This window comes from Peptoniphilus obesi ph1 (genome assembly GCF_000311865.1).
Taxonomy (GTDB): domain Bacteria; phylum Bacillota; class Clostridia; order Tissierellales; family Peptoniphilaceae; genus Peptoniphilus_E; species Peptoniphilus_E obesi.
Window position 1 is genome coordinate 286525 of sequence record NZ_HE978581.1, and the last position, 12265, is coordinate 298789.

13 protein-coding genes are annotated in these 12265 nt (G+C 28.6%); all 13 read right to left on the minus strand.

Annotated features, from left to right (window positions below; all coding sequences use genetic code 11):
- Positions 1-49: 49 nt before the first annotated feature.
- Entirely contained in the window at positions 50-2122 is a 2073-nt protein-coding gene (locus HGPB_RS05045) for a bifunctional 4-hydroxy-3-methylbut-2-enyl diphosphate reductase/30S ribosomal protein S1 (protein ID WP_019132615.1), read from the minus strand.
- Positions 2094-2690, minus strand: coding sequence for a lysophospholipid acyltransferase family protein (locus tag HGPB_RS05050; protein WP_019132616.1), 597 nt, complete (start codon positions 2688-2690; stop codon positions 2094-2096). Before HGPB_RS05050 ends, HGPB_RS05045 begins: the two co-directional genes overlap by 29 nt.
- 1 nt (position 2691) lies before the next feature.
- Positions 2692-3336, minus strand: coding sequence for a (d)CMP kinase (gene cmk / locus HGPB_RS05055; protein WP_019132617.1), 645 nt, complete (start codon positions 3334-3336; stop codon positions 2692-2694).
- A gap of 258 nt (positions 3337-3594) precedes the next feature.
- A complete protein-coding gene (locus HGPB_RS05060) occupies positions 3595-4800 on the minus strand; it encodes a BaiN/RdsA family NAD(P)/FAD-dependent oxidoreductase (RefSeq protein WP_019132618.1) in 1206 nt (401 codons plus the stop codon).
- A gap of 1 nt (position 4801) precedes the next feature.
- The gene (gene mnmM, locus HGPB_RS05065) at positions 4802-5365 is read right to left on the minus strand and encodes a tRNA 5-(aminomethyl)-2-thiouridylate-methyltransferase MnmM (RefSeq protein WP_019132619.1); all 564 of its coding nucleotides are present in this window, start codon (positions 5363-5365) and stop codon (positions 4802-4804) included.
- Positions 5362-6069 (minus strand): pseudouridine synthase, encoded by a 708-nt coding sequence (locus HGPB_RS05070; RefSeq protein WP_019132620.1) that lies wholly within the window; start codon positions 6067-6069, stop codon positions 5362-5364. Before HGPB_RS05070 ends, mnmM begins: the two co-directional genes overlap by 4 nt.
- Positions 6066-6614 (minus strand): SMC-Scp complex subunit ScpB, encoded by a 549-nt coding sequence (gene scpB / locus HGPB_RS05075; RefSeq protein WP_019132621.1) that lies wholly within the window; start codon positions 6612-6614, stop codon positions 6066-6068. The genes HGPB_RS05070 and scpB overlap by 4 nt, the downstream gene beginning before the upstream one ends.
- Positions 6607-7332: a segregation and condensation protein A gene (locus tag HGPB_RS05080; RefSeq protein ID WP_019132622.1), complete on the minus strand. Its 726-nt coding sequence runs from the start codon at positions 7330-7332 to the stop codon at positions 6607-6609. The genes scpB and HGPB_RS05080 overlap by 8 nt, the downstream gene beginning before the upstream one ends.
- Entirely contained in the window at positions 7317-7946 is a 630-nt protein-coding gene (locus HGPB_RS05085; protein WP_019132623.1) for a site-2 protease family protein, read from the minus strand. The genes HGPB_RS05080 and HGPB_RS05085 overlap by 16 nt, the downstream gene beginning before the upstream one ends.
- A 1-nt stretch (position 7947) precedes the next feature.
- On the minus strand, positions 7948-9252 hold the full coding sequence (locus HGPB_RS05090) for a thymidine phosphorylase (protein ID WP_019132624.1): 1305 nt from the start codon (positions 9250-9252) through the stop codon (positions 7948-7950).
- Positions 9252-10055 carry a purine-nucleoside phosphorylase gene (locus HGPB_RS05095; RefSeq protein WP_019132625.1) on the minus strand — a complete coding sequence of 268 codons (804 nt, stop codon included), beginning with the start codon at positions 10053-10055 and terminating at the stop codon, positions 9252-9254. The genes HGPB_RS05090 and HGPB_RS05095 overlap by 1 nt, the downstream gene beginning before the upstream one ends.
- A complete protein-coding gene (locus HGPB_RS05100; RefSeq protein ID WP_019132626.1) occupies positions 10042-10590 on the minus strand; it encodes an NUDIX hydrolase in 549 nt (182 codons plus the stop codon). Before HGPB_RS05100 ends, HGPB_RS05095 begins: the two co-directional genes overlap by 14 nt.
- A complete protein-coding gene (gene recN / locus HGPB_RS05105) occupies positions 10580-12265 on the minus strand; it encodes a DNA repair protein RecN (RefSeq protein WP_019132627.1) in 1686 nt (561 codons plus the stop codon). Before recN ends, HGPB_RS05100 begins: the two co-directional genes overlap by 11 nt.

Sequence of the window (12265 nt, forward strand, 5' to 3'; positions counted from 1 at the left end):
AATTTAAATAAAAAAACGGCCTGATTAAATCAAGCCATTTTATTATTTATTAGTCGTCTAATTTTAAGTTTCCTAAAAGATCTCCTAGTGCAGTGTTGAAGTTATCAGAAGATTCATTTTCTTCTTTCTTTTCAACTTTTTCAACTTTTTCTACTTGTGGAGTTTCTTCTTTTTCTTCGTAAACTTCTTCATCAGCTTCTTCATATTGAACTTCTTCTGTTTCAGTTTCTTCTACTTCTGGTTCTAAAAGAGCTTTCATTGATAAAGAAATTTTCTTATCATCTTGATCTATATCAGTTACTTTAACAGTAATTTCTTCTCCAATTTCAAGTTTATCTGAAGGTTTTTCAACATGTTCTTTTGATATTTGAGAAACATGTAGAAGTCCATCAACACCTGATTCAAGTCTTACAAATGCACCAAAGTCAAGTAGGTTTACTACCTTACCTTGAACAACATCTCCAACTTGTACGCTTTCAGTGAAGACATCCCAAGGTTTCTTTGTAGTTTGTTTTAAGCCTAATGCTATTCTATTCTTTTCTTCATCTACATTTAATACTAAAACCTTAACTTTATCTCCAGGAGATACTACATCTGATGGGTGTTTTACCCTGTTCCATGATAACTCAGAAATGTGAATTAAACCATCAACACCACCAACATCAACAAATGCACCAAAGTTTGTAAGTCTTTGAACAGTACCTTCTATAATGTCGCCTTCATGAATTGAGCTATATACTTTTGCTTTCTTTTCTTCTAGTTCTTCAGCTTCTACATTCTTTCTTGATAAAACTATTTTTCTTTTAGATTTATCGAAATCTATAATTTCACAAAGTAGTGTTTTAGAAACGTATTTTGACAAGTCTTTTTGGAATCTAACTGAAACGTGAGATGCAGGTATAAATGCTTTTAATCCTTCTAAATCTGCTATAAGTCCACCTTTAACTACAGATTTAACTTCAACTTCTACTCTTTTTTCTTCTTTATAAAGTTCTTCAATATCGTCCCAAACTTTCATGTTTTTAACTCTCTTGTGAGAAAGAACAACATTTCCGTCACCGTCGTCTATTTTCATAACATAGACTTCGATTTTGTCGCCTGGTTTGAATAATTCTTGTGGATCAACATCTGCTTCATTAGATATTTCTTCCTTAGAAATTATACCATCAGATCTGTATCCGATATTTACCATAACTTCATTTTCATTTACAAATAATACTTCGCCTTCAACTACTTCGCCTCTTCTAATTCTCTTAAAAGAGCTTTCAATAGCTTCCATCATCTCATTGTTGTCAAAATTTTCCATACTACTAACAGCCTCCTTGATTACCGAATCCGGTGTGGATGCCCCGGCGGTAATACCTATTTTATTAAATTTTTTTATTTTATCAAAATCAAGTTCATCTATTGATTCTATAAAATAAACATTTTTGCAATGCTCCATAGACACTTGTGCTAGTTTATTAGAATTGGAGGAATTTTTGCCTCCTAGAACTATCATCGCATCTACTTCTTTTGATAATTCAATTGCACTTTCTTGCCTATTTTTGGTTGCACTACATATAGTATTATAAACTAAAATCTCATCTTTTGAAATATCTTTTATAAGATTTATTAGATTTTTATACTTTTTTTCATTATTTGTGGTCTGAGATACTATTGCAAGTTTACCCTTTGGTATTTTTTCTAGATCTTTTTCATCTTGAACTATAATCGCCTCATCATTTGCATATGAATTTATCGAAATAATTTCTGGATGCTTAGGATCTCCATATATTATAATATTATAGCCTTCAGCATATTTTTTCTCGACAATGTCATATATCTTTTTTACCTTTGAGCATACGCAATCTATTATTTGATTTTTATTTTCTATTAATTCTTCCCTAATAGATTTGTGGATGCCATGGGACCTAATAATTACTTTTGAATTATTTATATTATCTATATTTTCTACAGTAACTACACCTTTTTTTTCAAGTTCTTCCACAACTCTTTGATTATGAACTAAAGGGCCCAGAGAATAAACTCCCTTTTCAGCACCCTTATCAGCCAGTATTACAGCTCTTTTTACTCCACCACAAAATCCGGCATTATTTGCTAGATAAACTTCTATTTTCATCAACTCCGTAATAAATAATTTTAATCATCTCTTGTGATATTTCATGATATTCTTCTTGAGTTAATTTTTTATGTTCACTTAGGTCTATGCTAGGTCTAACATAAACTTTTATTTTTCTAAATATCTTATAATTTCCTTCTACATAAATAGGGACAATTTTAGATTTTGTCCTATGTGCAAGTAGAGCAACTCCAGATTTAACCTTGCTTGGATCTATCTCTTTTACCCTAGTTCCTTCTGGAAAAACTCCTAGTATCTGATTGCTTTTTAAAATTTTCATTGCAGTTTTTACAGCCTTTATGTCATTTGCCTGCCTATCAACTGGAAATGCCCCGACTGCATTCATTAAAGCTGCTAAAAATTTATTTTCATACAATTCTTTTTTTGCCATCCATCGTATTTGTGGTTTGACAAGTGCAGAAATCATAAGCGGGTCTAAGTTGCTCTTGTGATTAGCTGCAATAATAAAAGGTCCTTGGTCTGGCATATTTTCAAGACCAACTATTTCACACCTATATAGAATTTTAAAAACTATTAAAGCTAAAATCTTAAAAATCTTATATAACATATTAACCTCTAATAATCTTAATTATCCTAGCTAGGGTCTGATCAAGACTTTCCTTGCTAGTATCTATTACTACTGCATCATCTGCAATTTTTAAAGGAGAATTTTCCCTAGTCCTATCAGCTTCATCTCTTTTTATTAAATCTTCTTTAACTTGTTCTAAATCAGCAGATCCATATTTTTCTAGCAATTGCTTATATCTTCTATTTGCTCTTTCTTCAACTGAAGCATCTAGGAAAAATTTATAATTTGCATGGGGTAAAACAACTGTTGTTATATCTCTACCTTCCATAACTACTGATTTTTCTTTTGAAATCTTTCTTTGATAGTCTACCAAAAATTTCCTAACTTCCTTATTTTTAGAAATTTTTGATGCAAGATTAGATATTTTTTCACTTCTTATAAGTCCACTTACATCTTTGCCATCAATAAAAATTTTTTCTTTATCCATACTAAGTTCAGTATTTTTTAATAATTCTTCAATTTCTAAATCATTTTCTAAATCAATATCAGATATTGCTGCTTTGTAGGCAAGAGCCCTATACATAGAGCCAGTATCGATATATGAAATGTTTAATTCCTTGGCAAGTAGTTTTGCAATTGTGCTTTTACCACTGCCTGCAGGACCATCTATGGCTACAGAAAACATATTTCCTCCAAAAAAATCACTGCATAACAGTGACTTAAAATTTAATTTAATAATAATCTATCATTAAATTATATATTAAATTCTAAAGCTTATCTATACATATTAATTATAACTAAATGACTTAATTTTACAAATTCACAAATAAAATTTCTTATTTTAAAATACAAATTGATTTAATTTTTCTTACTTTAAATAAAAAAGAAGCCTATAAAAATTTATAAGCTTCTAGATAAATTATATTAAGTTTTAAATTAAAATTTAATCTGTGATTGAATTTCCTGCCAAAAATCCAGTCGAATTTGCAATTTGTAAATTATATCCTCCCGTAAAGGCATCAATATCTAAAACTTCTCCGCAAAAATAAAGTCCTTCAACCTTTTTTGATTCCATAGTTGATGAATCAATTTCTTTTATATCTATTCCCCCACTTGTTATAATTGCTGCATTGATATCAAAAAGTTTTTTATAGGATAGTGGCATCTTTTTTATCACTCTTACTAGGTCATGTCTTTTTTCTTTTGTAATTTCATTTACAACTTCTTTTCCACTAAAGCCTGCTAATTTTAAAATTGGATCTATTAATTTTTTAGGAAGCAAGTCATCTAGTGCATTTGAAATTATTTTATTTTTATAGTTATCAAAATCTCTTACTAACCTATTATCTAGTTTTTGAAAATCTAAAGCAGGTTTTAAATCTAAATATAGTTTTATATTATTGGCCCTATTTATTATGTTAGACATTGTAAGAACAGTCGGCCCACTTATTCCAAAATGTGTGAATAATAATTCTCCAAACTCTGTGTGTTTTTTCTTCTTATCAAATTCTGCAATTAATTCTACATTTTTAAGAGCAAGGCCTTGCAAATCTTTTATAAAATCATCATTTAATTCAATTGGTATAAGTCCAGCTTTTAAATCAGTTGTTTTTATAGAAAAACTTTTTGCAAATTTATAACCATCACCAGTTGATCCAGTTCCTTGATAAGAAATTCCACCTGTTGCTACTATCACCTTGTCATAAACTTGGTTCTTATTTATATAAAATTTTTCATCCTTCTTTACCAAACTCTTAACTTCGGTATTTAATAATACATTTACATTTTCTTTTGATAAAAGTTTTTCGTATACCTTTATTACATCAGATGACTTATTACTCTTTGGAAATACCCTATCTCCTCTTTCAACTTGGGTTGGAACTCCATTATTATTTAACAAATCAATCATGTCTAAATTTGTAAATGAATAGAATGCAGAATATAAAAACTTGGAATTCCTGCTCACTTGGTCAAAAAATTCTGAAATATCTTTTGCATTTGTGATATTACATCTTCCCTTACCTGTTATAAATAATTTTTTACCAAGTTTTTCATTCTTTTCATAAAGGCTAACTTGATTTTTATTTTTGGCAGCAAAATAAGCTGCCATCATACCTGATGGACCCCCACCAATAACGGCAACTTTCATATTATCTAACTCCTATTAAGTAAACAATCGGTGGATTATTCACCTGATTGTAAAATTGTCTTTTTTCAACTAAAAAATCTTTTTGAGATAAATTTTTTAAATATTTATCTAAACTTTCTCTTTCTTCTTTAGAATTTGGATGTCCTAAATAAGAAACAACTATAATTACACCATCTTTATCAAGTTTTTTAATTAATGAATCTATGGCTTTAATGGTTGTTTCTGCCCTAGTAACTATTTCCTTATCTGATCCTGGTAAATATCCTAAATTAAAAATTACAAGTCTAAAGCTTTCTTCTATTTCATCTGCAAATAAATCATGAGATTTTTTTATGATTTTATAATTTTTATATCCCGCTTCTTTTAAAAGATCGTCTGTATTTTCTATTGCAAGATCTTGTATGTCTGTGCAATATAAAAATCCATTTTTATCTAATCTTTTTATTATATTTAAAGAATCATGACCATTTCCACAAGTTGCATCTAAACAAACAGCTCGGTCAAAATTCATTTCTTGCAAAACTTGATCTATTACTTCCCTATAATTAAATTTAACTATTCTCATTTTATTGATTTTAAATATTGTATTTCTTCATCTGTTAAATATCTATAATTGCCTAGCTCCAAGCCTCCAAGTTGTATTTCTCCAATTGAAATTCTTTTTAATTTTTTGACTGGATGCTTTATGTAGTCATACATTCTTTTAACTTGGTGATTTTTCCCTTCGCTAATTATAGTTTCAATTATTGAATCTTCTTCAAAACTTTTTAAAATTTTTATCTTAGCTGGAGCAAACTTTTCTCCACCTAATTCAAAACCTTTTCTCAAGATGCTTAATTCTCTTTTGTTTGGAGTTCCCTCAACAGTTGCTATATAAGTTTTTTCAATATTATATCTTGGATGGATAAGCTTATTTGTAACTGCTCCATCATCAGTTAAAATTAAAAGCCCTGTCGTATCAATGTCTAATCTTCCAACTGGATAAAGTCTTATTTCTTCGTCTATAAGATCTACTACTGCATCTCTTCCTTTTTCGTCTTTAACAGTTGATACTACTCCGAGTGGTTTATTAAGTGCAATATAAGTGTGTTTTTTTATTAATCTTAATCTCCTATCATCTAAATAAACCCTATCTTTTTCAGGATCAACTTTATATCCAAGTTCAGTTATTATTTGGTCATTAACCCTAACTCTTCCTAATTCTATTAATTCTTCAGATTTTCTTCTCGATGCAGCTCCTGAATGAGCCATATACTTTTGTAATCTCATTTTTCCTCCATGAAATTTAGCTGCTCTTCACTGCTAATTTCTTCTATCTTAGGTAAATCATTTATTGAAGACACTCCAATTTTCTTTAAAAATTCATTTGTTGTTGAATAAAGATTTGGTCTACCAATTTTATCAACTTGTCCTGAAATCCTAATTAAATCCATTTCAAGCAAGGATCTCAAAATATAATCGCACTTAACTCCTCTAATTTCTTCAATCTCTAACTTAGTTACTGGTTGTTTGTAGGCTATAATTGCTAAAGTTTCTAAAGAAGCATTTGACAAATTTTTCTTATTTTTATCAGTTACAAATTTGCTAATATAATCATAATTTTTTGGTTTTGTAGATATTTGGTAGCTTTTTTCAACTTCCATTAATCTTAAACCACTATCTTCTTTTTTATATTTTTCTTTTAATAAATCCATAATTTCAAGTATTTTATTTTTGTCCAAATCTAAAACTTTTGACAAATCATCTAAGTAAACTGGATCTGACCAAGCAAATAATATGCTTTCTATAATGGACATTATTTCAAAATCATTCACTAGCTGCCCTCCTAATAATTTCTATATCAGAAAAGTTATTAGTTTGTCTTGCTAAAACAGCATTTAACTTTATAAGTTCAAGTAAAGACAAAAAATAAACTATAGTCCTACTAACAGTAAAATTTTTTTCAAGAAGATCAGAAAAATATAAGTTCCCAACTTCAAGCCTAGAAAGTATTTCATTGGATGCATCTTTTGTAGAAAATTTTTCTAGCTCAATATCAATTTCTTCTTCTTTGCTTTTTTTGCTCAAAATTATATTTCTAAAAGCCTTATAAAGAGAATCTACATCCAAGTTTTTTAAAAGATCAAGCTCATCAATTTCAGAAAAATCTTCTTGAAATTTATAAAAAGTTTTGTTTTCATATTCAACTGATTCTTTTAAGGACTTAGATATCTGCTTGTACCTATTGTATTCTAGGATCTTTTCTACTAATTCTTTTCTCGGATCCTCAGTATCTTCTACTAATTCATCATCTTCAAATTTATAAAGCGGAAGTAGCATCTTAGATTTTATTTCAATCAAGGTCGATGCCATTAAAATAAAATCAGATGTAATTTCCATATTTAAAATCTTAGATTGATTTATATAATCTAGAAATTGAGTTGTTATTGTGTGGATTGGAATATCATAGATATCAATTTCATTTTTTTTGATTAAATCAACCAACAAATCCATTGGTCCTTCGTATTCTTTAATATTTACATTATATTCCATATCTTACTTCCAATATAAATAAAGAATTTAATTATAGAAAAAATAATTGGTCCAATAATTTTATTTATAACACCTGTAAAAAGTAAAGCTACAAGCAAAATATAAAAATATTTTTCATATTTATAAAAATAAAATTCTATCTTGCTTGGTAAAAGACTAGCAAGAACCTTTGATCCATCAAGAGGAGGAACTGGAACTAAATTAAATACTCCTAGCATAGCATTAAACCACATTATTTCTTCAAATAAGCCTGCAAAAATAACATTATTTCTAACATAAAGTGGAACCCAAATAATTGCTGCTATAAAAGCAATAATAAAATTAGTAGTTACACCAGCTAATGAAACTATTATTGTTCCCTTTTTCCTATTCTTAAATTTATAAGGATTTATAGGAACTGCCTTTGCCCATCCAAATCTAAGTACAATCATTGATAATAATCCAATTGGATCTATATGATTTAGTGGATTTAAAGATAGTCTCCCATCAGTTTTTGCAGTGTCATCTCCCAGCTTATAAGCTGCATATCCATGAGCAACTTCATGTGGAATAATAGCAGTTAGTAGGGCTATTATTGTATATATTAAATTTAATAAGTTAGGATTATTTAACATATTATTCAACTTCTCCTAAAATTAATTTATATTCTTCTTCATTTTTATCGCCTATTAAATAAGCTTTTTTTATTAGTGAAACAGCATCTTGAATTTTTTCTTTTTTATTCGTATAAATACTAGCCAAGATTCCATCTTTTTGAACATAGTCATCAATTTTTTTATTTAAAATTATTCCTGCTCCAAGATCAATCCCATCTTCTTTACTTTCTCTGCCTGCTCCTAATTCTTTTGCTGCTTCTCCTATCAATAAGGCATCTAGTTTTTTTACATATCCAGACTTTTCGCAAATAAGGTCATACTTATATTCTGATAATTTAAAGTTTGATAAATCTTCAACATAAGCTGGATTTCCATCTTGTTTTTCTACAAATTCTTTAAATTTATTTAAAGCTTGTCCATTTTCAATTTTTTCTTCCAAAGCAATTAAAGCCTGGTCTTCTTTTTCATATTTTCCAGCCATCAAAAGAATTTTCGCAGAAATTTTAAGACATAAATCTTTTAAATTTTTAGGTCCCTTGTTTTCAAGAGTCTTTATAGCTTCTATAACTTCAAGGCTATTTCCAATATAATCTGCTAGTGGTTGATCCATATTTGTTATCAAGGCAAGGGTCTTTCTACCAAATCTATTTCCTATTTCTACCATAGTTTTGGCAAGCTTCTTTGCATGGTCTAAGTCTTTCATAAAAGCGCCTGAACCTATTTTTACATCTAAAAGTAAATAATCTGAATCAATTGATAATTTTTTACTCATTATTGAACTAGCAATTAAAGGTATGCTATCAACTGTTGCAGTTACATCTCTTAAGGCGTAAAGTTTTTTATCAGCTGGTGCAATATTTTCTGTTTGTCCACTTATTGAAATATTTATATCATTTGTATTTTTAATAAATTGATCTATACTTAATTGAACATTTAATCCTTCTATAGATTCTAATTTATCTAAAGTTCCTCCAGTATGACCTAGTCCCCTACCGCTAAGTTTAGCAAAAGCTAAATCAAAACAAGCAAGTAATGGTCCAATTATTAAGGTTGTTGTATCTCCAACTCCACCTGTTGAGTGTTTATCAACTTTAGTTTTTTTAATTTCTGAAAGATCTATAAAATCTCCTGAGTCTACCATGGCTTTTGTAAGATAAAAAGTTTCATCAAAGTTTAAATCATTTATGCATATAGCCATCAATAAGGCTGATGCTTGATAATCTTTAATTTTTCCTGAAGTATAATTATTCACAAAATAATATATTTCTTCTTCACTTAATACTTTTTTATTTTTCTTTTTTTCAATAATGTCATAAATATTCATCAGATCACCCTGATTATTTCTCTTAAATATTCTTTAAATCTTTCTTTGATTTGATTAGAAACTTCCATAACATCTTCGTGTCTTAAAGCTTGGTCAAGAACTCCAGCTGCCATATTGCTTATGCAAGAAATTCCAAGTACTTCCATTCTTCTGTGCCTAGCAACGACAACCTCAGGAACTGTACTCATACCGGCACAATCCGCTCCCAATCTTCTAGCTGCTATAATTTCTGCAGGAGTTTCGTAGGAAGGTCCAGTAAAATACATATAAACTCCTTCTTTTACATCCAAATCAATATTCTTTGCAGCAACTTTTGCCTTATCTCTTAAATCTTTTGAATAAGTGTAGGTCATATCAGGAAACCTATCAAAAGCTTCTTCATTTTCTCCAATTAGTGGATTTATCCCTGTTAGATTTATATGATCTCTTATTAGCATAAGGTCTGATGGTTTGAAATTTTCATTTATTCCACCAGCTGCATTAGTTATGATTAATTTTTTTATTCCAAGTCCTGCCAAAACTTTTATAGGATAGACAGCTTTTTCGATTCCTAGTCCCTCATAATAATGAGTTCTTCCGCTCATAACTAAAACTTTTTTACCTTCTACTTTTCCATATACAAGTTTTGAGCTGTGTCCAATAACAGTAGATGATGTAAAGCCTGGTATATCTTTATAGAAAATTTCTTTTTTAGCTTCTAATGAATTTGCAAAATCTCCCAAACCAGATCCAAGAACTATTGCTATTTCTGCATCATCTATATTTCTTTCTTTTAAAAAATTTATAGCTTTATTTATTTGCATCTTCACTTACCATTTCCTTATATAATAAAATTCCACTTATAGTTTTGGCATCAACTATATCTCCAAACTTTATCATTTTTATAGCTTGGTCTAACTTAACTTTTGAATATTCGATATTTTCATCTTCATCAAGATTTTGTCCTACTTGTTTTAAGTCTTTTGCCAAGAAAGCATGGATTTTTTCATTACAAAAACCTGGAGAAGTATAAAATTCGCTTAAATATTCAATGCTAGATGCTCTAAAACCTGTTTCTTCTTCTAATTCTCTTAAAGCTGCATCTTTTGGATTTTCTCCATATTCGATTAGACCAGCTGGTAATTCGTATATAGAGTCATCTATGGCTTTTCTATATTGTTTTATTAATATAATTTCATCTTCTTCTGTAGCAGCAACTATTACAACAGCTGGATCATGTAAAACTATTTCTCTTTTAGAATATTTTTTATTAGCTAATTCTACTGTATCAACTTTTAAAGCAAGAATCTTTCCTTCATATATTTTATCCGTTTTAATAGTTAATTCATTATTTTCCATTACCTGCACTCTCCTTTTTAGCAAGCATTTCTTCAGCTGCCTTTAAAGCAGTTTCTGTAACATTCATCCCACCAATTAATCTAGCAAGCTCTTTAATTCTTCCTTCATTATCGAGCTTAGTAATTTTTGATATTACAGATTTATCATCTTTTACTTTTTCTATTAAATATTGATGGTCTGCAGCACTAACAATTTGTGGCAAGTGAGAAATTGCTATAACTTGTGAGTTTTCTGAAATATTTCTAATCTTTTTTGCTATTATTTGAGCTGTTATACCACTTATACCACTATCTATTTCATCAAAAACTAAGGTTTGAATATTATCTCTTTTTGCTATTATACTCTTAAAAGCAAGCATAATCCTACTAAGCTCTCCACCTGATACAATTTTTGACATAGCTTTAAAATCTTCGCCTTCATTGGTGATTATCATAAATTCTATGTCATCTATTCCATCATAAGATAAATCTTTTTCATGAAAATCAACTTCAAATCTTGCATCCTTTATGTTTAATTCTTTTAACTCATCTTCTATTTTTTTAGAAAATATTTTTGCAATTTCTTTTCTCTTGTTTGATATGATTTTTGCAAGATCAAGGCAATCCTTTCTTGATTTATCTATTTTTGCTTTTAGTTTTTGAATTTCAATATCATAATTTTTTAAAAATTCATATTTATCTTTTATTTCATCTAAATACTTATAAATATCATCAACAGAACTACCATATTTTTTCTTTAGATTATTTACTAAATTAATCCTACTTTCAAGATTCATAAGTTTTTCTGGACTGTATTCTATGCTATCTGAATAGTTTTCAAGATTTCTTATTATATCCTGAATCCTATATCTGATATCTTCCAATTCTTGATAATCATTTTCTACATCCTTATAACTTTCGCAAACCTGACTTATCTCAGAGATTGCTCTATCTAAAAGGTCTTCAACGGACTCTGTATTGTAATTACTTTTTAAAATATTTATTGAATCTGCAAGATTTTTTGAAATAGCAGATGCATTGCTAACCAGCTTATATTCATCCTCAAGTTCTTCATCATCACTACTTGTTAAGCTAGCTTCTTCAATTTCATCAATTTGATATTTTAATAGATCCATTTCTCTATCTCTATCAGAATTTGATGAGGATTTTTTTTCATAATCACTAATAAGATCATTTAATTTTTTAAACTTTTCTTCTAATAAGTTTAAATTATTATAATGATCTTCATCGGCAAAAGAATCTATTAAATTTTTCTGAGTTTTGGGATTCATTAAAGATATGCTTTCGTTCTGTGCAAAAATATCAATTAATCCAGAACTTATTTTACTTAAAATTGTGGTAGATACGCTCCTACCATTTACTTTACTAATGGATGGTCTATCATTTTTTATTTCTCTAGAGATAATGATTAAATCTCCAACTTCTATATTATTTTTTTCAAAAATTTCACAAATATTTTTATCATAGCTGGTAAAAATAGCTTCAATATAAGCAGACTCTTGACCGTGTCTAATTAAATCTTTATTTGCTCTTGCTCCTAAAACTACTGACAAAGCATCAAAAATTATAGATTTTCCTGATCCTGTTTCTCCAGTTATTACATTAAAACCAGAAGAAAATTCAACTCTTAAATCTTCAATAATAGCAAAGTTTTTAATAGTTAATTCAAGTAACAT